This window comes from Avibacterium gallinarum, assembly GCF_002921135.1.
GTDB classification, from domain to species: Bacteria; Pseudomonadota; Gammaproteobacteria; order Enterobacterales; family Pasteurellaceae; genus Avibacterium; species Avibacterium gallinarum.
This window is the reverse complement of sequence record NZ_PQVJ01000019.1, coordinates 36,841-59,467: the sequence shown is the minus strand read 5'-3', so window position 1 is coordinate 59,467 and position 22,627 is coordinate 36,841. Positions and strand designations below refer to the sequence as shown.

Genomic DNA, 22,627 nt, shown 5'->3' with positions numbered 1-22,627 from the left:
AGATCATTTTTTTTACTTCAATATCCAGCACAATTAGGCTTCCACAAAGGCTAAAGCCTGTTCCACCACTTCAATGCCAGCCCCTGTTTTATGGGCGTTTTCGCTGAGGTGTCTGCGCCATTGGCGTGCGCCTTTACAGTGTTGGAATGCTCCGAGCATATGGCGCGTGATGTGGTTGAGATGAACACCTTGCGAAAGCTGTTGCTCAATATAAGGGAACATTTTTTCCACCGCTTCTCTTGGGCGCACAATGGGGCTTTGTGGATCAAACAAAGTTTGGTCAATATAACCTAATAAACTTGGGTTCTGATAGGCTTCACGCCCCACCATAACGCCGTCCACATAACGCAAATGCTGTTGCATTTCTTCAAGGGTTTTAATGCCGCCATTAATGCTAATCAAAAGTTGTGGGAAATCGCGTTTTAGCCGATAAACACGCTCGTAATCCAGCGGTGGAATTTCACGATTTTCTTTTGGGCTTAAACCACTTAACCACGCTTTGCGTGCGTGAACGATCAATTCTTGGCAACCAGCTTGACTCACTTTCTGCACGAAATCACAAAGAAATTCATAGCTGTCTAAATCATCAATACCAATACGGGTTTTCACTGTAACAGGAATATCCACCACCGCTTGCATTTGTTGCACGCACTGAGCAACTAAATTCGCTTTTGCCATTAGGCACGCGCCAAACATTCCATTTTGCACACGATCAGAGGGGCAGCCCACATTCAGATTAATTTCTTGATAGCCACGTTCGGCGGCCAATTTTGCGCAATGTTGTAACTGCTCGGGATCGCTGCCGCCAAGCTGAAGCGCCACGGGGTTTTCTGCCAGATCAAATGCTAAATGATCGTATTTGGCGTGAATAATCGCGCCTGTGGTAACCATTTCCGTATAAAGCAAGGCGTGTTGGCTAAATTGGCGATGAAAATAACGACAATGGCGTGTTGTCCAATCCAGCATTGGGGCGACAGAAAATCGCCCACGATAAAAGTGCGGTGGTTTTTTTGTTAATTGTTGTTGATTCATTATTTGTTTTCTTCTTGTACGGCTTTTTGCTGTTCTTGCTGTTTCAGCTCATCTTGCTTTGCCTGTTCTTGAATACGCTGACGGAAACGCCCTGCAGCAAAATGATAGAACGGTTTGGCATTAAATTGGCGTGAAATAATAGAAGCGATAAGGCTACAAATCAAGAGCCAAAATAGCACGGGTTCGCTTGATGTCATTTCCATTACCACCACACTTGCCGTAACCGGGGATTGGGTTGCGCCAGCCAAAAACGCCGCCATACATAATAAAACCAGTAAACGCTGATCGACAATGCCGCCAGTCAGCGCCCAGATCTGCGCGCCAATGCCTGCGCCTGTGGTTAATGATGGGGTGAAAATCCCCCCTGCTGTGCCAGTCCAATAAGTGGCAACTGTAGCAAACAGTTTGCTTATCCCCACTTCGCTGCCAATTTCTGTGCCGCTCAGTGCTTGGGTAACCACATCATAGCCTGTGCCGTAAGTTTGTCCGTGAGTGAATGTACCAAGCCCCGCAAGGATTAAACCTAAAATAAAGGCGGTATAAATAGGGTGGCGGCGAATCCAACCACGAATTTTCGCAGGAGCGCTGCCTGCCACGCCTTTGGCTAATAATTTAGCAAAAATGCCACCAAATATGCCACTCGCTACACCGCATAACATCACCCATAAGAACATATAAGGCACGGAGGTTTCCCCTTGATAATTCGGGAAATAAGGGTTATTGCCTTCAATGGCAACCAAAATAAACCCTGCGGTCAGCACGCCGAGTAACACGCGGCGTTCCCAACGTAACAAAATGCCCCGGCCTAATTCTTCAATAGCAAAAATCACCCCAGCCAACGGCGCATTAAAGGCTGCCGCTAAACCGCCTGCCGCACCTGTTGCCATTAATTCATTGGCATTTAAGCCTTTGAATGCCAAGCCGTGGCGGCGACACACATTGCCCCACGCATACATTACCGCCGCGCCCACTTGCACAGACGGCCCTTCACGCCCCACAGAGGCACCAAATAACATCGCTAAAAACGTGAGTGGAATTTTCCACAGGGTTTGCCCAAAAGCAATGAGCTTACTTTTATTAGCACTGTACGGCATATCAATAGAGGCAATCACTTGCGGAATCCCACTACCCGAAACATAAGGGGTATATTTTGCGGTAAACCAAGCTAAAAATGCCAAGCCTAAGGGCAGCACCAGCCATACGGCATAAGGATATTTTGCACTCCATTGGGCATTCCAATGTAAGGCAAGATCGGCAAATTTCGCAAAGCCTAGTGAGAATAAGGACACCAACGCCGCGCCGATCAATAAGCAGGAAAACTCAATGGTTTTACGCGAAATACGATAGCTTTGGCGTAATTTTCGGTGAATAAAATGACGAATTTTTTGGGTGAATCGCTTTAACATTTTAGATGATTGAGATGAAAATAAATTGCGGAAAATTATAGCAATATTTTCGTGCGTGAGATATGGCAAGGATCAAGAAGATGAAAAATAGGCAAAAAAATCACCGCACTTATTTCGCAAATAAAGTAAAGTGCGGTGAGATTTTGTTAAAAATTAAGCCTGATCACCAAGTAATACGCTTTCTAACGCAATTTCAATCATCTCATTGAACGTGAGTTGGCGTTCTTCTGCGGTGGTTTGTTCGTGAGTGCGAATGTGGTCTGATACGGTACAGATGGTTAAAGCTTTCGCACCAAATTCCGCGGCAACGCCATAAATGCCCGCGGCTTCCATTTCTACGCCCAAAATGCCGTATTTTTCCATTACATCAAACATTTCTACATCGGGGGTGTAGAAAAGATCCGCAGAGTAAAGGTTACCCACGCGCACGTTGATGCCTTTGTTTTTCGCTGCTTGTACGGCTGCTTGCGTCATTTCAAAATCGGCGATGGCGGCAAAGTCGTTATCTTTAAAACGAATGCGGTTTACTTTGGAATCAGTACAAGCGCCAAGGCCGATGATCACATCACGCAATTTCACGTCTGGACGTACCGCACCGCACGAACCAACACGGATAATTTTTTTCACGCCATAATCCGTGATTAATTCTTTGGCGTAAATAGAACAAGATGGGATCCCCATTCCGTGTCCCATTACCGAAATTTTGCGTCCTTTGTAAGTGCCAGTGTAGCCGAGCATATTACGCACGTTGGTCACTTCTTTCGCATCGTCTAAGAATGTTTCCGCAATGTATTTTGCGCGCAATGGATCGCCCGGCATTAATACTACGTCAGCAAAAGCCCCAGCGGGTGCGTTAATATGTGGAGTCATAATCTATCCTCTTAAAGTTAATCTTGATGGTGAAAATCAATGATTGATTTGCCGTAATCCATTTGCGGCAGATCAAAATAATCTGCGACAGTTTGCCCTACGTCAGCGAAAGTGTCGCGTTTGCCTAAAAATTGTTTTGGCACTTGCGAACCGTATAATAGCACAGGGATATGCTCACGGGTGTGATCCGTGCCGTGCCACGTTGGATCGCAACCGTGATCAGCTGTGAAAATCAGTAAATCATCTTCATTCATTAAGGCCAATAATTCTGGAATACGGCTGTCGAAGTATTCTAATGCAGCAGCATAACCTGCTACATCACGGCGATGGCCGAAATCAGAGTCAAAGTTTACAAAGTTGGTGAAAACGATGGAATTTTCCCCCGCTCTTTTCACTTCCACAAGGGTTTTGTCGAATAATTCTTCCAAGCCCGTGGCTTTCACTTTTTCGGTAATGCCTGTGTGCGCGTAAATATCTGCAATTTTCCCGATTGAAATCACATCGCCTTGTTTTTCTTCCACTAATTTTTGTAAGACGGTTTTTGCTGGTGGCTCAATGGCGTAGTCTTTACGGTTACCTGTGCGAGAAAATTCACCTGCTTTGTTGCCCACAAATGGACGCGCAATCACACGGCCAATGTTGTAATCAGCCAGTTCTTCACGCACGATTTCGCATAATTCGTAAAGTTTATCTAAGCCATAGGTCTCTTCGTGGCAGGCAATTTGGAATACAGAATCTGCTGAGGTGTAGAAAATCGGTTTGCCCGTTTTCATATGCTCTTCACCCAGTTGATCTAAGATCACCGTGCCTGATGAATGGCAGTTGCCAAGGTAACCGTCTAAACCTGCGCGTTCGACAATGCGATCTAAAAGTGCTTGCGGAAAGCTATTTTCGTGATCAGGGAAATAGCCCCAATCGAATAATACTGGCACGCCAGCAATTTCCCAGTGGCCTGATGGGGTGTCTTTGCCTGAGGAAATTTCTTTCGCATAAGCGTAACCACCAATTAACACTGGGTTTGGATTGAACCCTGCTGGCAATTCACCGCAAGATTCTTTCGCCGCTAAGCCTAAGCCGAGTTTTTCAAAGTTAGGCAGGTGAAGTGGGCCTTTGCGGCCATTTTTGTCTTCTAGCCCTTCCGCACAACGTTGTGCAATATGGCCTAAGGTGTTCGCCCCTTTATCACCAAATTTTTCTGCATCTTCACTTGAACCGATACCGAAAGAGTCTAACATCATTATAAATACGCGTTTCATTTTAAGCTCCTTAATTATTGAACTCTGCTTTTCAGGCAACAGAATGTTTGCGTTATGTTGAAAAATGATCGCTCAAGGAAATCTCTTACCTTGTGCGTGATTACCGTTATTACAATAGCAAACGTTTTCTTTGCCTTAATATGACAACACCACGAACAATGTCGTGGTGTTATCGAAAAAATTCGGTGAAATTTTACCGCACTTTTCTTACATTTTATAGTGCAGCACCACTTAAACCGATAAATAAACCTGCAATGGTTGCACTCATCAGGTTCGCTAATGATCCTGCGATCACCGCTTTGATACCAAGACGTGCAATATCACCACGGCGGCTTGGTGCAATTCCACCTAATCCACCGATTAAGATGGCGATAGAGCTGAAGTTGGCGAAACCACAAAGGGCGAAAGTAATAATCGCTTTGGTTTTATCGCTTAATTGTACCGCAGCGTCCGCAGCAAGGTAAGGGGCAAATTCTAAGTAGCCAACAAATTCGTTCACCGCTAATTTAATCCCGATCATTTGACCTGCAACCGCAGCTTCGTCCCAAGGCACACCAATCACCCAAGCTAACGGACGGAAAATCCAGCCTAAGATCATACCAAGAGAAAGCTCAGGCATACCAAACCAATCGCCAATGCCACCTAATAAACCATTAACCAGTGCGATTAACGCCACGAAAGCAATCAACATCGCACCCACATTCATTGCCAACTGCATACCAGATGATGCACCCGCCGCCGCCGCATCTAAAATATTAGAAGGTTGTTCTAAATCCACTTTTTCAATGTCATCATTGAATTTTTCGGTTTGTGGCACGATCAATTTCGCGAATAATAAGCCTGCTGGTGCTGCCATAAAAGACGCAGCGATTAAGTATGGCAATGGCACGCCTAAACCTGCATAACCTGCCAATACAGAACCTGCAATAGAAGCCAAGCCCCCACACATCACAGCAAACAATTCTGATTCAGTCATTTTGCTGATATAAGGTTTCACCACCAATGGCGCTTCTGTTTGTCCGACGAAAATGTTTGCCGCTGCAGACATTGATTCCGCTTTAGATGTGCCTAATGCTTTTTGTAAACCACCACCAATGATTTTAATGATCCATTGCATTACACCAATGTAATAAAGTAAGGAAATTAACGCAGAGAAGAACACGATAATCGGTAACACGCGAATGGCAAAAATAAAACCATCATTACCAAAGGCTTTGAAAGAGGCGTCAGTGGCTAAACCACCAAAGACAAATTGAACCCCTTCGTTACCGTAATTAATCACTTTACTTACGCCATTGGATAAGGACAGCAAAATATCACGACCAACAGGCACATAAAGAATAAATGCGCCGATCAGAATTTGAATTAATAACGCGCCCCCTACAGTACGCAAACTAATCGCACGGCGATTGCTGGATAATAGAACGGCAATAGCAAGAAGTACAACAATGCCTAGCACACTTATTAAGCTACTCATATTAGAATTTCCTTAAATGTAAAATTGATATAAAAAAGCGAGCTAATTCTACTGTTTTTTGTAATGAAATGCTTGCAAAAATGTACAAAAATGTGAAGGCAAGCGATTGCTTTGCTGTAAAAAGCAACAATTTCTTAAACGTTTTAGCTATATGTTATAGAGATTAAGAAGTTGGGATTTAGGCAAATTTCCTTTATCATCACAACTAAAAGTGCGGTGCAAATTTACAAAAAATTTATCTATGAAAAATCAATTTAAAGTTCTCCCCAAAACGCCTTGGACAGCAAAAAACTTCTGGTCTGTGGAGCTTCAGCCCTTATGCGTACTTATCCTTTCTTTATTGATTTTAGGGCTTGGCGAAGGATTGCTTTTGCTTTCTAACCTCGGATCAGCCCCTTGGACAGTGCTTTCACAAGGCATTGCGTTACAGGCAGGATTTAGCGTAGGTTGGGCATCATTATTGATTAGCGCATTGGTGATGCTAATGTGGCTGCCACTCAAACTCCGTGTCGGCTTAGGGACAATCTTAAATATGCTTTTGGTTGCCTTGGCTTTAGGCATTAGCGTTGCTTTCCTGCCCGCTCCAAGTGGAATCTTATTACGCATTGGCTATGCCATCATTGGGATTTTGCTCTTTGGGATCGCCTCCGCGTTTTACCTCACCTGTCATCAAGGCGGCGGACCAAGAGATGGACTAATGGTTGGGCTTTGCCACCGCTTTCACTGCAAGGTTGGTATTGTCAGAACCATTATGGAAGTTACTGTTTGTGTATTAGGCTTTATGCTCGGCGGCACAGTGGGCATTGGCACATTATTGTTTGCTTTTTTTATTGGCTGGGTGGTGCAAGCAACATTAAGCATAATGGTTAATTGCTTATCCCCTGAAAAATAAAGTGCGGTGATTTTTCCATTCTTTTTTCTTTTCAGCAAAGATCCGTTACACTAGAGCAAAAGTGATTTTAAAAAGGGATAAATTATGCCGACCATTAGCGTTGCAATGATTGTAAAAAATGAACAGCAAGATCTGGCACAATGCTTAGCTAGCGTGAAAGATTGGGTGGACGAGATTGTGATTTTAGACTCGGGCAGCACCGATAATACTAAAGAAATCGCCCTGCAATATGGCGCTAAATTCTATGAAAATACCGATTGGCAAGGCTTCGGCAAACAGCGCCAACTTGCCCAGCAATATGTTACGTCCGATTATGTGCTATGGCTGGACGCTGATGAGCGCGTAACCGATGAGCTAAGGGAAAATATTCAGCAAGTGGTGGCAAAAAATTTGCCGAATGTGGTGTACGATATTCCGCGCATTAGTGAAGTGTTCGGGCGCTTAATTCGTCATTCAGGTTGGTATCCTGATTATGTGGTGCGTTTATATCAAACCCAGTACGCAGGCTATAACGATGCCTTAGTTCACGAAAAAGTGGTGTATCCTGCCAATACAAAAGTGGAAAAATTGGCGGGTAACTTGCTGCATTATCCTTATAAAAATTTACATCATTACTTGGTGAAATCGGCTAACTATGCGCAAGCTTGGGCGGAACAGCACCATAGACAAGGCAAAAAAGCCACGCTGTTTCAAGGGATTACGCACGCAATGAGTGCTTTTATTAAAATGTATTTGTTAAAATCGGGTTTTTTAGATGGTAAACAAGGATTTTTATTAGCGGTGCTTTCATCCTTTTCAGTATTTTCTAAATATGCTCAACTATGGTCAAAAGATGTTTCTAAATAATTATTAAGGTAAAAATATGAACGAGATTAAACCCGAAATTTTATTTATTAATATGGCAAAAGGCTTTGGTGGCGGTGAGTTCCAAACTGAGCAATTAATGCTAGCATTACCTGAGTATAAAATTTACTTTTTTGGGAAAAGGAATGGTAAGTTTATTCAGAAATTAAGACAGTATAAAAATATTACTGTTTTAAATCTTTTTCAGTTAATTAAACTAGTGTTGAGTAAAAAACCGTTGATTATCCATGCTCAAGATGGCAGAGGGGCACATATCGCAGGGTTTCTGAAATTGATTTCTGGAAAATCTGTTGTAATAACAAGGCATGTTGCCTTTCCATTTAAACGTAAATCCTCAACAAAATCTTATAAAAATGCTGATATGTTGGTTGGAATCAGCGAGCAAGTTAGTCATAACTTAAGAGAGCTGAATAGTAATGTAAAAACAATTTATGGCTGCATAAAACCTTTATTAGAGAATAATGAATTTGAACAAACATTTTTTTCAAAGAAAAATGAAAAGCTATCTATCGCTCATATTGGCAATTTACAAAAGGTTAAGAATTTTGAATTAACTATTGAGCTTGCAAAAAACTTTCCTGAAATATTATTTTATATTGTTGGTTCAGGTGAGTTAGAACAAGCCTTGAAAGAACAGGCTAAAGACTTAAAAAACGTTATTTTTATTCCTTTTACCTCTTATATTGGTTCGGTATTTAAAAATGTTGATTTACAAATTGTTCCTTCCCATTCCGAAGGATTGGGAGCTGTAATTTTAGAGGGTTACCAATATGGTGTTCCAGCAATAGCCAATGCAGTAGGAGGAATACCCGATATTATTGAAAATAACAAAACAGGCTATCTAATCAAACATAACACGCCTGATTCCTATCAAGAAGTTTTAAAAGAGCTCCTTAATAATCCAGAACAACTTGTTGAATTAAAAGCAAATATCAAGCTGTATATGCAACATAATGATTTTTCAGCACAAAATATGGCAAAACAGTATGCTGAAATTTATCATAATCTTTTAGCAGAGAAATCATAGCTATTTATACCCTTTTCGTAGCGAATATTTGTTGCCTTTTTATCGGAAAAGCGTATAATCCACAGGCTTTTTGTCTATATATACAGAGAAAAAAGTAAGCATTCCCACTCCTTCGATGTGGGTTTTCTTTTAGTATAGTATTAATTAATTAGAGGAAGGTTATGGTAACCATTCGTTTATCTCGTGGCGGTTCTAAAAAACGCCCATTTTACCAAATTGTAGTAGCTGACAGCCGTTGCCCACGCGATGGTCGTTTTATTGAGCGTGTTGGCTTTTTCAACCCTTTAGCGGCAGGTAAAGCTGAGCGTCTTCGTATCAATCTTGAGCGTGTAAATGCTTGGGTTGAGAAAGGAGCAAGCTTATCAGATCGCGTTAGCTCTTTGGTAAAAGAAGCTCAAAAAGCTGCAGCTTAATTGCAGTTTTTAAGGTTTATAGGTGAATGAAATGACGCAACAAAGAATTGAAGTAGTTGGTAAATTAGGTTCAACATACGGAATTCGTGGTTGGTTACGCATTTATTCATCAACAGAACAAGCCGAAAGCATTTTTGATTATCAGCCTTGGTTTTTAAAAATTAAAGGCCAATGGCAGCCAACAGAATTAGAAAGTTGGAAACATCATAATCACGAACTTATTGTTAAATTAAAAGGCATTAATGATCGTGAAATCGCACAAACCCTAACTAATGTTGAAATTGGCGTAGATTTATCTGTATTCCCTGAACTTGAAGAGGGGGATTATTATTGGCACGATTTAATTGGCTGCCAAGTGGTGAATCTACAAGGTTACAATATGGGAACGGTGGCTGAAATGATGGAAACTGGCTCAAATGATGTATTAGTTGTGCGAGCAAGTCAAAAAGATGCTTTTGGAAAACAAGAACGGTTAATTCCGTTTTTGTATGAACAAGTAGTTAAAAGAGTAGATCTCACCACCAAGACTATTGAAGTGGATTGGGACGCTGGTTTCTAAACTCAGGCATACAGTGAGCTTTAGGTTGTAGCATTTCGAGCCTACAAATTAGGAAAATAACAATGTGGATTGGTCTTGTTTCATTGTTCCCCGAAATGTTTAAAGCGATTACTGAGTATGGGGTAACGGGCAGAGCCGTAAAACAAAATCTCTTGCAAGTACAGTGTTGGAATCCGCGTGATTTCACCACGGATAAACATAAAACCGTTGATGACCGCCCTTATGGCGGTGGGCCTGGAATGTTGATGATGGTGCAACCATTGCGTGATGCAATCCAAGCGGCTAAAACGGCAGCAGGAGAAGGGGCGAAGGTGATTTATCTTTCACCACAAGGACGTAAACTCGATCAAAATGGCGTAACAGAGTTGGCACAAAATCAAAAATTGATTTTAGTCTGTGGTCGTTACGAGGGTATTGACGAACGAGTGATCCAAACTGAGATTGACGAAGAATGGTCGGTCGGTGATTACGTTCTCACTGGTGGTGAATTACCTGCAATGACATTGATTGATGCCGTTGCACGCTTTATCCCCGGAGTGCTAGGCAAACAGGCCTCCGCAGAAGAAGATTCTTTTGCCGATGGTTTGCTTGACTGCCCTCACTATACTCGCCCAGAAGTGCTAGACGGAATGTCTGTACCTGCGGTGTTGATGTCGGGCAACCACGAAGAAATTCGTAAATGGCGGTTAAAACAATCGTTATTGCGAACCTGGTTAAGACGCCCTGAGCTATTGGAAAGCCTAGCTCTGACTGACGAACAACGGAAACTGCTGGCACAAGTCAAACTTGAACAGCAAGCAAATAAAGTTGATTAGTTGATTGCGAGTTTAATCATTCGCAAAATCATCAGTTAATACTAGGATCTTAGAAGGATTACACAATGAGTAACATCATTAAACAAATTGAACAAGAACAATTAAAACAAAATGTACCTAGCTTCCGCCCAGGTGATACTTTAGAAGTTAAAGTATGGGTTGTTGAAGGAAGTAAACGTCGTCTGCAAGCATTCGAAGGCGTGGTTATTGCAATTCGTAACCGCGGCTTGCACAGTGCATTCACTTTACGCAAAGTATCTAACGGTGTGGGCGTTGAGCGTGTATTCCAAACTCACTCACCAGTTGTAGATAGCATCGCCGTTAAACGTAAAGGTGCGGTTCGTAAAGCGAAACTTTACTACTTACGTGAGCGTTCAGGTAAATCTGCACGTATTAAAGAACGTCTTGGTGACTAATTTTCCAAGTGAAAATTATAAGGGCTTGAGAGTAATCTCAAGCCTTTTTGTTTATCTATTATTTATTTTCTAAAGGAGGCAATTCTTTCTTTAATGCAAGGGCAATTGCCAAAGTTTGCACTAAAGTCATTGTTGCACATTGTGAGCGAAAACCACGTACTTGGGCTTCTTTAATGACAAAAGAAACATCGCTAAAGGCGATTAAAGGGCTAATTTGGCTATCCGTGATCGCAATTTGTTTTACGCCTTTATTTGCCGTAGTATGCATAATATCTACTGTTTCTTTTGCATAAGGTGAAAAGCTAATCGCAATGACGACATCACCCTCTTTAACTAAATTAAGTTGTTCATCAAACATTCCCCCTAATCCATTGATTAAAAATGAACGGCAGTCTAAGTGGTGCAGGGCATAGTCTAAATAGCTCGCAATGCTAAAGGAACGTTTTAAGCCAATAATGAAAATATTGTTTGCATTGTTTAAAATTTCCACTGCTTGCTGTATTTCCTGCTCAGAGGTTTGGCTAGCTAATTGCTGTAACGCTTGATAATTCGCTTGAGCAAAAATATTCAAAATATCCACCGCACTTTCTTGATTGGCTTGTTCGGGTTCAAGCTGACGAAAAAGTTGTAAACGTTCAGTATAATTTGCCGTTTCTTCCATTAGGTTTTCACGGAAGATCTGCTTCATTTCATTAAATCCACTGAAGCCAAAAGCATTAGCGAAACGAATTAAGGTGGAAGGCGGCACATCGGCTCGTTCAGAAATGGTAGCAACAGTATCAAACACCACACTATTACTGTTATCTAGCACATACTGTGCCACTTGCTTTAAACGTTTACTTAAACTGTCGTAACGCGCACGGATTTCATTTTGTAATTGGACTAACTGAGAGTTATTTTGCATTCTACCTTCCTAACGAAATAAATATTTTATAACTTGGTTCATAATAGCAAAAATTTCATCTGAACAGAAAATGTTCTTTGCTAAATTTTAAGATTAAGGCGTAGTTTTCTCGGGATAGGTGAAAATCTTTGTGATCTACTTCTCAAATATTAATTCCATAAAATGACATTTTTGAAATATATGTTTTAATTTAACTATGATTTTATGAATTAAGCATTTTGTGATTTCATCATCACTAAGGAAAAGCACAATGAAAATGACTGAAAAAACCTTAGATCTTATCTGTCTTGGACGTGTGGCAGTGGACTTGTATGCTCAACAAATTGGTTGCCGCTTGGAAGATGTCACCTCTTTTGCAAAATATTTAGGCGGATCCTCTGGAAATGTGGCTTATGGCACAGCAGTGCAAGGCGTGAAGTCATCCATGCTTGCTCGTGTTGGAGATGAGCATATGGGGCGTTTTCTACGAGAGGAATTGCAACGTGTTGGGGTGGATACCAGCCATTTAATTACAGACAAAGAACGGCTTACTGGGTTAGTGATTTTAGGCATTAAAGATCAAGATACTTTCCCCCTTATTTTTTACCGCGAGAATTGTGCCGATATGGCGATTAGCGCAGAAGATTTTGATGAGGCTTATATCGCCTCAGCCAAAGCACTTGCGATTACAGGAACGCATTTATCTCATCCTAAAACACGCCACGCAGTATTAACTGCCTTAGAATATGCAGGACGTAATGGCACAAAACGTTTGCTTGATATTGATTATCGTCCTGTTTTGTGGGGCTTAACGTCTCTTGGTGATGGTGAAACACGTTTTATTGATTCCGAAGCGGTAACCAAATCACTACAAGAAGTGTTGCATCATTTTGATGTGTTAGTTGGCACAGAAGAAGAGTTCCATATTGCAGGTGGCTCGACAGATACATTGACGGCACTAAAAAATGTACGCAAAGTGAGCAATGCTACACTCGTATGTAAACGTGGAGCATTAGGTTGCTCTGTGTTTGAGGGAGATATTCCTGATGATTTAGACGGCGGTATTAATGTCTATGGTGTACGGGTTGAAGTATTGAATGTTTTAGGTGCAGGTGATGCCTTTATGTCAGGCTTATTGCGCGGTTATATCAATGGTGAAAGCTGGGAGCAATGTTGCCGCTATGCCAATGCTTGCGGTGCGCTAGTGGTTTCTCGTCACGGCTGTGCGCCAGCAATGCCAACCAAGGCTGAGCTAGATGATTATTTGGCTCGAGCAGAAAGCGTGCCACGTCCTGACCTTGATCTACAACTAAATCATTTACATCGTGTTACCACGCGTAAAACCCAATGGGACGATCTTTGTATTTTTGCTTTTGATCATCGTAAACAACTTGTTGATATGGCGCAAAAGTGCGGTGCGAATTTAGATAGAATTCCTGTTCTGAAAAAACTTCTTGTACAAGCGGCTGAACAAACGGCACAACAAGAAGGTATTGCCAACGGACACGCTGGTATTCTGGCTGATACAACCTTCGGACAAGCAGCGCTCAATGAAATCACCGGTAAAGGCTGGTGGATTGGGCGACCAATTGAGTTGCCTTCTTCTCGTCCGTTACGTTTAGAACATGGTGATCTTGGTAGCCAACTCATCAATTGGCCTGCCGAACAGGTTGTTAAATGTCTTGCTTTCTATCACCCTGCCGATAATGCAGATTTGCGTGCAGAACAAGATGAAATGCTCAAACAGGTTTACCAAACTTGTTGCCGAACAGGACACGAATTGCTATTAGAAATTATTTTGCCTGCAGATATGGAACAAAACGAGGCTTATTATGCAGAAATGATTAAACATTTCTATGCTATTGGCATTAAGCCAGATTGGTGGAAATTACCCGGTGTTTCTGCGCAGGCTTGGCAAGAGATTAGCCACGTCATCGAACAAAGTGATCCTTATTGCCGCGGTATTCTTATTTTAGGGTTAGATGCCCCAGAAGAAACCTTTGAACAAGTCTTTAAAGCCTCTGCAAATGCGCCGTTAGTCAAAGGTTTTGCTGTTGGCCGCACAATCTTCGGACAACCCTCTTCTCAATGGCTTGCCGGCGAGATTTCCGATGAGCAGTTAATTCAAGCGGTATCTGAGCGTTATAGACGATTGATCCGATTATGGAAAAATCGTAAAAATTAACCGCTTAAGTTTGTTTTGATAAATGTTGTCAGCGAGCCAAATGGCTCGCTTTTTCATTTTAGCGATTAACTAAGTGCGGTCGTTTTTTGGCAAATTTTCCACCGCACTTTATTTTTAATCCGCCTTTCTTTTAGCATTCTTTTCACCCCAAGTCAAAAATACATTATACTTAACGCCAATTCCAACCTTGCATAATCAAGAGAAATGCGATGACAAAACCTTTAAATATTATTTTTGCGGGGACGCCAGAATTTGCCGCACAGCATTTAGCGGCACTGTTGAATTCAGAACATAATGTGATTGCGGTTTATACGCAGCCAGACAAGCCAGCTGGACGGGGTAAGAAACTACAAGCAAGTGCGGTGAAACAATTGGCGGAGCGGCATCAGATCCCTGTTTATCAGCCTAAATCCCTACGCAAAGCGGAAGCGCAGCAGGAGCTGGCAGCACTGAATGCCGATGTGATGGTAGTGGTGGCCTATGGCTTAATTTTGCCGAAAGCGGTGTTGGACGCGCCAAGATTAGGCTGCTTGAATGTACACGGCTCGATTTTGCCTCGTTGGCGTGGGGCAGCGCCGATTCAGCGCGCGATTTGGGCGGGTGATGCGCAAACTGGCGTGACTATTATGCAAATGAATGAAGGCTTGGATACGGGCGATATGCTGCATAAAGTGTATTGCGACATCAGCCCAGAAGACACCTCTCTAAGCCTTTATCATAAGTTGGAACAGATTGCGCCAAATGCGTTGCTTGATGTGTTAAATGGCTTGGAAACAGGAGAGTTTCCACCTGAAGCGCAAGATGATGCCCTTGCCAATTATGCCGATAAACTTTCTAAACAAGAAGCAAAATTGGATTGGCAGCTTTCAGCGACACAGCTTGAGCGTTGTATTCGTGCGTTTAATCCTTGGCCGATTAGCTATTTTGTGACCACGGATAAAGAGGGCAACGAGCAGACCTTGAAAGTGTATCAAGCCAAGGTGCTGCCACATCAAAATCAGCCAGCAGGCACGATTTTACAAGCGGATAAAAATGGCATTCAAATTGCTACCGCAGATGGTGTGTTAAATCTCACTCAGCTGCAGCCTGCGGGTAAAAAGCCAATGTCGGCACAGGATTTACTCAATGGACGAGCAGATTGGTTCAGCGTGGGTAAGGTGTTGGCATAATGAAACAAAAAATCAGCAAAAAAAGCACCGCACTTGCTGCAAAATCCCTTTCTGCGCGCGCCGTGGCGGCACAATATCTTTTGCAAGTGTTGGATAAGGGGCAATCGCTTTCCACCTTGTTGGCGGAAAAAAATCCTGCACTGAAAGAGCAGGATCTCCCTTTATTACAAGAAATTTGCTTTGGCGTGTGCCGCGTGTTGCCACGTTTAGAGCAAATTATTCAGCACTTGGTGGATAAGCCGTTGAAAGGCAAAACGCGTCTTGTGCATTGTTTATTGTTGGTGGGATTGTATCAATTATTATATTTACGCACGCCCGATCACGCGGTGGTAGATGAAATGGTAAAAGCCGCACGAAGCCTAAAATTGGACAGTTTCAAAGGCTTGGTGAATGGCGTGCTACGCCGTTTCTTGCGCGAGCAAGAGAGCATTTTGGCGAAAGTGGATAAGCATTGGCAAACCTTGCACCCTGAATGGCTCGTGCATAAGCTGAAAAAAGCCTATCCAAATTGGCGTGAGATTGTGGAAGCGAATAACCAACGGCCACCAATGTGGTTACGAGTGAACCCGCAACATAGCAACGTGAATGAGTATCTAACCTTGTTGCAAGAGGCTGACATTGAAGCGGCAAGCGCGGATCACCCACAGGCGATCCGCTTGGAACAGGCGAAAAATGTCGCGCAATTACCGCATTTCGCCGAAGGTTGGCTCACCGTGCAAGATCTACACGCACAATGGTCTGGCTTATTGCTTGAGCCGCAAAATGGCGAATTGATTTTAGATGCCTGCGCTGCACCCGGTGGAAAAACCACGCATATTTTAGAACTTGCACCACAAGCCAAGGTGGCGGCATTAGACGTTGAACCGCATCGATTGAAACGGGTGGAAGAAAATCTCGCACGAATGGGACAAAACGCCCTTGTGATTTGTGGCGATGCCAGCCAGCCAGATCAATGGTTTGCCCAAATTCAACAGCAGTTTGGCGAAAGTGCGGTGCAATTTGACCGAATTTTGCTTGATGCCCCTTGTTCCGCCACTGGAGTTATCCGCCGCCACCCCGATATAAAATGGCTACGCAAAGAAAGCGACATCGCCCCTTTAGTGGCCTTACAAAAAGCCATTCTAACCGCTTTATGGCAACGCTTAAAACCAAACGGCGTGTTGCTTTACGCCACTTGCTCATTATTGCCAGAAGAAAACAGCCAACAAATCAGCGACTTTTTACAACAATACCCCGAGGCAGAATTAATGCCCCTGCCATTCCCCGAACAAGAGCAGGTCGGCCATCAATTCTTCCCACAAGAAAATCGCGGCGATGGATTTTATTACGTAAAATTGCGGAAAAAAGGCACTTGAACCTGTGTCAATTTAAACTAGTAGATAGATAAATGTCACATTAATACTAAAAATAGTAACTATTATTTGATAATATTTTATGCAAATTAAACCTTATGTTTTAAGTTCAGATAGTGCTAGATTACGCTATCAATTTGTTAGCCAAGGGAAAAATGGAGAGCAGCAAACAAAAATTATTGAGTTTTGCCGATTGGATAATGCCGTATTTCCTGAAGATACTCCCTTATTTAACTTGGGGTTTGGTGATACGATAGATGGCGTAGAGATCGATGATAAGGTGGTCACTAATAATGGTGATATGGAAGTAATTTTAAGAACGGTAGCCTACGCTGCGGAACTATTTTTCCTTGAATATCCTTCCGCATTGATTTTATTTGAAGGAAGTTCGAAAGCCAGGACAAGGCTTTATCGTATGATGTTGAATAAATACTATTCTGAGATCTCAGAAAGATTTATAATTTCAGGAATTAGTGAGGGAAGCATTCATCTTTTTTTACCTAATACCAAGAAAAAATTTGAGGCATTCTTAGTAAAGCAAAGAGTAGAGGTAATATTATGAAGAAATTATTGAAAGTGAAAACAAATAAAAAGCTAGACAAGTTACCAACAGCCCCAATTTTTAAGAAAAAATTTGAGGCAGCAAAGGTGATTTTATCAAGCCTAAAAGTCACAGAACAGAATTTGCGAGAAATGAATATAAAACAATCTTAGCCCAAATAGCGTACTGTTGTACGCTATTTTTACTTTTATTATCAATAAGTAACATTAAAAATGATTGAGCCATCTACAAGGTTTTTCATTACTGACAAGATAAAAATGCGTAAATCCCCTTGTAAATTGCCCGAATGGAAATAAAAATTTTCAAATAAACATCGCACTTTATGCTGTTAAAATGCCTACAAAAGGGCAATAGGATAAATTTTCCCGTCCAAATTGCCCGAGTGAAGAGATAATTTTTAGAAAAGTAACGCCTGAACGCAGCATAGCGAGTATGGGCTTACTTTTCGTTAAGAAAATTCTGTCGAAATGAGGAAAAGCAATTTGATCGGGGACGCTTTTCTTTGCTTACTTTCTTTTGCGGAAACAAAAGAAAGTAAGTCGCACAACGTGCGAAACCCGTTATAGCCCCAAAGAAAAACGCAATCAGCCAAACAATAAAAAACCAAAGAGATCACAACAATGAAAATCATCATTCTAGGCGCTGGCCAAGTTGGTACGACCCTTGCGGAAAATTTAGTCAGTGAGGATAACGACATCACCCTTGTGGATAACCAAGCAGATCGCTTGCTCGCTTTGCAAGATAAGCACGATTTGCGCGTGGTGAATGGCGTGGCATCTTCACCGAAAGTGTTGCGTGAGGCGGGGGCGGCAGATGCGGATTTAGTGGTGGCGGTAACCAATTCAGACGAAACCAATATGATCGCCTGCCAAGTGGCTTATACCTTATTTAACACGCCAACTAAAATCGCGCGTATTCGTAGTGCGGATTATTTGCGTGAGAAAAATAAACTTTTTCAGCCTGATGTGATCCCCATTGATCATATTATTTCGCCAGAAAAATTGGTTACCGATGAAATTGTACGCTTGATTGATTACCCTGGGGCGTTGCAGGTTTCGCATTTTGCCAATGGGCGAATTAGTATTGTGGTGGTGAAAGCTTATTATGGTGGCCCTTTGGTGGGCTATGCGTTATCGGCGCTTAAAGAGCATCTGCCGCATATTGATTGCCGTGTGGTGTCAATTTTGCGTCAGGATAAGGTGATTCGTCCGCAAGGTTCAACCATTATTGAAGCAGGCGATGAAGTCACATTCATTTGCGATACGATTCATATTAAAGCTATTATGAGCGAATTACAGCGCTTGGAAAAACCTTATAAACGCATAATGATTATTGGTGGCGGAAATATTGGTAGCGGAGTGGCGAAACGTTTGGAAGAGCAATGTTCAGTAAAATTGATTGAGCGTAATCCTGAACGTGCTACCGCCTTGGCAGAACGTTTGTCAAAGACGTTGGTTTTTTGCGGTGATGCTTCTGATCAATCCTTGTTATTTGAAGAACATATTGAAAATATTGATGTTTTTCTTTCGCTCACCAGTGATGATGAAGCAAACATTATGTCCGCCTTGCTGGCAAAACGCTTAGGGGCGAAAAAGGCGATGGTGCTGATCCAACGAATGGCATATATCAATTTATTGCAAGGGGGAACGCTGGATATTGTGGTTTCGCCACAGCAGGCGACCATTTCTGCCTTGCTTGGGCATATTCGTAAAGGCGATGTGGGCAGTGTGGTGTCTTTACGTCATGGTATCGCCGAAGCCTTAGAAATTGTGGTACACGGTGAGGCGGAATCTTCTAATGTGATTGGGCGACAAGTGTCTGAAATTAGACTTCCGCCGGGTGTGATTCTCGGTGCAGTGCTGCGTGGTGAAGAGGTGATGGTGGCAAGAAAAAGCTTGGTAATTGAAGAAGATGATCGCATTGTGGTATATGTGAGTGATAAAAAACATATTCCTGAAGTGGAAAAATTATTCCAACCAAGTGCGTTTTTTATCTAAAAATGAAAAAAATGCTGTACTTATCCTTTTTAGTACATATAATAGCCGCCGCTGATTAATCCTTTCAGCCTTTTATTTAGGAGTATTTTATGAGTTTTATGAAAGAGTTCCGCGAATTTGCAATGCGCGGTAATGTTGTGGATATGGCTGTCGGTGTGGTTATCGGCGGTGCATTTGGTAAAATCGTAAGTTCATTTGTTGCTGATGTGATTATGCCTGTTTTAGGTTTACTCACAGGCGGCGTAGATTTCAAAGATTTACACGTTGTATTGAAAGAAGCGGTAGGTGATGTGCCAGCAGTGACTTTAAACTACGGTGTATTCGTACAAAATATCGTTGACTTCGTGATCATTGCGTTCGCAATTTTCTTAGTCGTTAAAGGTATGAACAAAATGAAGAAACCAGCAGAAGAACCAGAAGCAGCACCTGCTGAGCCTTCAAATGAAGAAAAATTATTAACTGAAATCCGTGATTTATTAAAAAAATAATTCGCTGATTAGAAAAAATCTTCCTCATAAGTAGGAAGATTTTTTTTATCCTAAATGTGGATAACGTAGTAAAATGATGCCCAATATTCATTTATTTCTAAAAGGAGAACAACAATGGACGCTATTCCAACAGTAGAAGAATCTCAAGCCACAACGCGTGAAATTATTCGCGACCTGCTTAATGACGGCAGTGATCCCGCTGCCCTTTATATTATTGAGCATCATATTTCGCATTATGATTTTGATAAATTAGAAAAAATTGCCGTTGATGTGTTTAAGGCAGGTTATGAAGTGTCTGATGCAGAAGAATGGCAAGATGAAGATGGCAAAACCTTATTTTCTTTTGATGCCATTAGCGAAATTGAATTAAAGGCGGAATTAATTGATGCTCAACAGAAAGAATTATTCCCATTGATTGCCAAATTTAACGGCATTTATGACGGCTGGGGAACCTATTTTGAAGATCCTAATGCTCAAGAAGATGAATATGGAGAAGACGGCGAGTTTTTTGATGACGAAGAATAAAACTCAGCAAAATTTGTAAAAATCCCACCGCACTTTATTTTTACCAAAATATCAGTGCGGTGCTTTTTTATGGATTTTTTATTTCGGAACTATTCGCCTTTTTACCTGTCGATATAGCAACAAATCAATTAATTTATAAGGATTTTTATGCGCTTAAAACAACTGATTTTTGCCTTAATGGCATTACCACTTTCTGCCTTGGCTACCCCTGTGAGCAACAATAATGTGATTAATTTTGATGTGGAAGTTGAAAAAGAAATTGCCCACGATCTATTGCAAGCAACATTATTTATCCAAGCAGAAAATAAAGATCTTGCGTTAGCTAATAAGGAAATTAACGGCAAAATAAATCGTGCTTTTGAGATTTTAAAAGCCTATCCTGACGTGGAATTGCGAGATAATTCCCGCAGCACACACGTGCGTTATAATGGCGAGGGAAAACAAAATGGTTGGATCGCTCGTGGGCAGTTAATGCTGCAAAGTAAAAATAATGAGGCGTTATCAAAAGCCATCAGTGAGCTGAATGGTCTTTTAGCGATTGAATATGTGAACTCTCAAGTGTCTTCTGACGCAATTAATCGCATTGAAGATGAAATGATGCAACAAGCGCTGACACAATTAAACCGCAAAGCCACATTAATTCAACAATCGCTTGGGGCGAAAGGCTATAAAATTGTGGAATTGAATATCCGCACGCCAATGGAAAGCGGACGCTTTGTGGCTCGTCCTTATGCAATGGCTAAAATGGCAAGTTCAATGTCGAACGATGAGGTGCAATTAGGCAATGGCAAAGCTAACGTAAGAGCAAGTATTGAGGCGAAAATTCAGCTTGTTCAGGAATAATGACAGCCTGCCCCATTTCCTATACAATGGGGCAATTTTAACAAGCCAACGAGGTTATAAATGAAAGTTGCAAAAAATGTTGTGGTGAGCATTGCTTACCAAGTTCGCACCGAAGACGGTGTATTAGTTGATGAAGCCCCAGTAAATCAGCCTTTAGAATATTTACAAGGGCATAATAATTTAGTGATTGGCTTAGAAAAAGCCTTAGAGGGAAAATCCGTTGGCGATAAATTTGAAGTTCGTGTAAAACCAGAAGAAGGTTATGGCGAATACAATGAAAATTTAGTGCAACGTGTGCCAAAAGACGTGTTTGTTGGCGTTGATGAGCTGGTAGCTGGAATGCGTTTTATCGCAGATACAGATGTTGGCCCATTACCTGTGGTGATCACGGAAGTGGGTGAAAATGATGTGGTAGTGGACGGCAACCATATGCTTGCAGGTCAAGAATTACTTTTCGATGTGGAAGTGGTGGCAACCCGCGAAGCAACTTTAGAGGAAATCGCACACGGTCATATCCACCAAGAGGGCGGTTGCTGTGGCGGACACGGTGATAGCGATGAAGAAGGGCACGGCTGTGGTTGTGGCGGTCATCATCACCATCATCACGACCACGATCACCACCATCACGATGGCGAAGGCTGCTGCGGAAACGGTGGTTGTAAACACTAATTAAATTCTCGTCAAAAAACGACCGCACTTCAATCCACACCACATTTAGTCGAAGATTAAATGGGTGTGGATTTTTTGTGATACACATCAAGAAATTCACCTTTTTATTGTAAATCTCGTGCTTTTTTATCATTCCTACGCATAATGTTCCTTGTAATCACTTACCCCTAACAGGTTATTTTTTCGCATTCACAAGGAGGCAAGAATGAAAAATATGCTTTTAATGAGCGGTTCCAAATACCAAAATACGGGTTATCTCGTGCATTGTATGCCGTGGCTGAAAAGCTTTCTTTCTACATACAAAGGAAAAACTATTGGATTTGTGCCTTATGCCGGTGTGAGCCGTAGTTATGATGAGTATGAAACGCTGGTGCAACAAGCCTTGGCAGAGCTAGAAATGGACGTGGTGTCTGTCCATCGTGGCAAGCGCCATTTAGATATTATTGAGCAAGCTGATGTGATCGCCATTGGCGGTGGCAACACGTTCTGCCTGCTTAATGGGTTGTATGAACACCATTTATTAGACGCTATTCGCCAAAAAGTGCAACAAGGCACGCCTTATTTCGGCTGGAGCGCAGGGGCAAATGTGGCAGGCAAAGCCATTATGACCACAAATGATATGCCAATTCTTTATCCGCCTTCCTTTGACGCCTTAAATCTTTTCCCACATCAACTTAATCCACACTTTATTTCTGGCAAAATTGCAGGGCATAACGGTGAAAGCCGTGAAGAACGCTTAGCGGAATTTTTGATTGTCAATCCTAAATCCCACGTTTATGCCTTGCCTGAAGGTACGGCATTACAGATTCAAGGCAATCAGGCCAAAGTGCTGGATATTAGCGAAGCACAGCAGAGTGCGGTGCTAAAATTCAGCAAAAATGGCCAATGCGAACGCTATGCAAGCGGTGTTACCTTTGATTACTAAGG

At 42.0% G+C, this 22,627-nt stretch carries 24 protein-coding genes; 18 read left to right on the top strand and 6 right to left on the bottom strand.

Annotation, left to right across the window (positions count from 1 at the left end):
* Positions 1 to 33: 33 nt before the first annotated feature.
* The 5 genes from dusA to C3007_RS07555 form a co-directional block, all read right to left on the bottom strand.
* Complete coding sequence (dusA, locus tag C3007_RS07575) at positions 34 to 1,032, bottom strand: tRNA dihydrouridine(20/20a) synthase DusA (RefSeq protein WP_103853880.1); 999 nt, start codon at positions 1,030 to 1,032, stop codon at positions 34 to 36.
* A complete protein-coding gene (locus C3007_RS07570; RefSeq protein WP_103853879.1) occupies positions 1,032 to 2,438 on the bottom strand; it encodes a chloride channel protein in 1,407 nt (468 codons plus the stop codon). Before C3007_RS07570 ends, dusA begins: the two co-directional genes overlap by 1 nt.
* 153 nt (positions 2,439 to 2,591) lie before the next feature.
* A complete protein-coding gene (gene deoD, locus C3007_RS07565; RefSeq protein WP_103853878.1) occupies positions 2,592 to 3,308 on the bottom strand; it encodes a purine-nucleoside phosphorylase in 717 nt (238 codons plus the stop codon).
* Between the two features lie 17 nt (positions 3,309 to 3,325).
* Entirely contained in the window at positions 3,326 to 4,564 is a 1,239-nt protein-coding gene (deoB, locus tag C3007_RS07560) for a phosphopentomutase (protein ID WP_103853877.1), read from the bottom strand.
* A 214-nt stretch (positions 4,565 to 4,778) separates the two neighbouring features.
* Positions 4,779 to 6,041, bottom strand: a complete 1,263-nt coding sequence (locus C3007_RS07555) for a NupC/NupG family nucleoside CNT transporter (protein ID WP_103853876.1) — start codon at positions 6,039 to 6,041, stop codon at positions 4,779 to 4,781.
* Positions 6,042 to 6,282: 241 nt separating this feature from the next.
* Here C3007_RS07555 and yczE point away from each other — a divergent pair, with 241 nt between their 5' ends.
* The 7 genes from yczE (at position 6,283) to rplS (ending at position 11,027) form a co-directional block, all read left to right on the top strand.
* Entirely contained in the window at positions 6,283 to 6,933 is a 651-nt protein-coding gene (gene yczE, locus C3007_RS07550) for a membrane protein YczE (RefSeq protein ID WP_103853875.1), read from the top strand.
* An 84-nt stretch (positions 6,934 to 7,017) separates the two neighbouring features.
* Positions 7,018 to 7,779: a glycosyltransferase family 2 protein gene (locus tag C3007_RS07545; protein WP_103853874.1), complete on the top strand. Its 762-nt coding sequence runs from the start codon at positions 7,018 to 7,020 to the stop codon at positions 7,777 to 7,779.
* 16 nt (positions 7,780 to 7,795) lie between these two features.
* Positions 7,796 to 8,824, top strand: a complete 1,029-nt coding sequence (locus C3007_RS07540) for a glycosyltransferase family 4 protein (protein WP_103853873.1) — start codon at positions 7,796 to 7,798, stop codon at positions 8,822 to 8,824.
* A 161-nt stretch (positions 8,825 to 8,985) separates the two neighbouring features.
* Entirely contained in the window at positions 8,986 to 9,237 is a 252-nt protein-coding gene (gene rpsP, locus C3007_RS07535; RefSeq protein WP_103853872.1) for a 30S ribosomal protein S16, read from the top strand.
* Positions 9,238 to 9,268: 31 nt separating this feature from the next.
* Positions 9,269 to 9,796, top strand: a complete 528-nt coding sequence (gene rimM, locus C3007_RS07530) for a ribosome maturation factor RimM (RefSeq protein WP_103853871.1) — start codon at positions 9,269 to 9,271, stop codon at positions 9,794 to 9,796.
* Positions 9,797 to 9,858: 62 nt separating this feature from the next.
* Complete coding sequence (gene trmD / locus C3007_RS07525; RefSeq protein ID WP_103853870.1) at positions 9,859 to 10,611, top strand: tRNA (guanosine(37)-N1)-methyltransferase TrmD; 753 nt, start codon at positions 9,859 to 9,861, stop codon at positions 10,609 to 10,611.
* 65 nt (positions 10,612 to 10,676) lie between these two features.
* Positions 10,677 to 11,027 carry a 50S ribosomal protein L19 gene (gene rplS / locus C3007_RS07520; protein ID WP_103853869.1) on the top strand — a complete coding sequence of 117 codons (351 nt, stop codon included), beginning with the start codon at positions 10,677 to 10,679 and terminating at the stop codon, positions 11,025 to 11,027.
* Between the two features lie 58 nt (positions 11,028 to 11,085).
* On the opposite strand, the gene C3007_RS07515 is transcribed toward rplS, so the two are convergent.
* A complete protein-coding gene (locus C3007_RS07515; protein WP_103853868.1) occupies positions 11,086 to 11,931 on the bottom strand; it encodes a MurR/RpiR family transcriptional regulator in 846 nt (281 codons plus the stop codon).
* Between the two features lie 250 nt (positions 11,932 to 12,181).
* On the opposite strand from C3007_RS07515, the gene C3007_RS07510 reads away from it, so the two are divergent.
* The 11 genes from C3007_RS07510 to pepE all read left to right on the top strand — a co-directional run bounded on the left by C3007_RS07510 (position 12,182) and on the right by pepE (position 22,625).
* A complete protein-coding gene (locus C3007_RS07510) occupies positions 12,182 to 14,095 on the top strand; it encodes a bifunctional 5-dehydro-2-deoxygluconokinase/5-dehydro-2-deoxyphosphogluconate aldolase (protein WP_103853867.1) in 1,914 nt (637 codons plus the stop codon).
* 209 nt (positions 14,096 to 14,304) lie between these two features.
* Positions 14,305 to 15,264: a methionyl-tRNA formyltransferase gene (fmt, locus tag C3007_RS07505; RefSeq protein ID WP_103853866.1), complete on the top strand. Its 960-nt coding sequence runs from the start codon at positions 14,305 to 14,307 to the stop codon at positions 15,262 to 15,264.
* Entirely contained in the window at positions 15,264 to 16,619 is a 1,356-nt protein-coding gene (gene rsmB / locus C3007_RS07500; RefSeq protein ID WP_103853865.1) for a 16S rRNA (cytosine(967)-C(5))-methyltransferase RsmB, read from the top strand. Before fmt ends, rsmB begins: the two co-directional genes overlap by 1 nt.
* A gap of 79 nt (positions 16,620 to 16,698) precedes the next feature.
* Entirely contained in the window at positions 16,699 to 17,178 is a 480-nt protein-coding gene (locus C3007_RS07495) for a DUF6934 family protein (RefSeq protein ID WP_103853864.1), read from the top strand.
* Positions 17,175 to 17,330 carry a hypothetical protein gene (locus C3007_RS11555; RefSeq protein ID WP_164550708.1) on the top strand — a complete coding sequence of 52 codons (156 nt, stop codon included), beginning with the start codon at positions 17,175 to 17,177 and terminating at the stop codon, positions 17,328 to 17,330. Before C3007_RS07495 ends, C3007_RS11555 begins: the two co-directional genes overlap by 4 nt.
* 468 nt (positions 17,331 to 17,798) lie before the next feature.
* Entirely contained in the window at positions 17,799 to 19,175 is a 1,377-nt protein-coding gene (gene trkA / locus C3007_RS07485) for a Trk system potassium transporter TrkA (RefSeq protein WP_103853862.1), read from the top strand.
* A gap of 89 nt (positions 19,176 to 19,264) precedes the next feature.
* A complete protein-coding gene (gene mscL / locus C3007_RS07480) occupies positions 19,265 to 19,663 on the top strand; it encodes a large-conductance mechanosensitive channel protein MscL (protein ID WP_103853861.1) in 399 nt (132 codons plus the stop codon).
* A gap of 114 nt (positions 19,664 to 19,777) precedes the next feature.
* Entirely contained in the window at positions 19,778 to 20,188 is a 411-nt protein-coding gene (gene rraB, locus C3007_RS07475; protein WP_103853860.1) for a ribonuclease E inhibitor RraB, read from the top strand.
* A gap of 147 nt (positions 20,189 to 20,335) precedes the next feature.
* On the top strand, positions 20,336 to 21,031 hold the full coding sequence (locus C3007_RS07470) for an SIMPL domain-containing protein (protein WP_103853859.1): 696 nt from the start codon (positions 20,336 to 20,338) through the stop codon (positions 21,029 to 21,031).
* Between the two features lie 60 nt (positions 21,032 to 21,091).
* Positions 21,092 to 21,700: a peptidylprolyl isomerase gene (slyD, locus tag C3007_RS07465; protein ID WP_103853858.1), complete on the top strand. Its 609-nt coding sequence runs from the start codon at positions 21,092 to 21,094 to the stop codon at positions 21,698 to 21,700.
* A gap of 205 nt (positions 21,701 to 21,905) precedes the next feature.
* On the top strand, positions 21,906 to 22,625 hold the full coding sequence (gene pepE / locus C3007_RS07460) for a dipeptidase PepE (protein WP_103853857.1): 720 nt from the start codon (positions 21,906 to 21,908) through the stop codon (positions 22,623 to 22,625).
* The last annotated feature ends 2 nt before the right edge of the window (positions 22,626 to 22,627 follow it).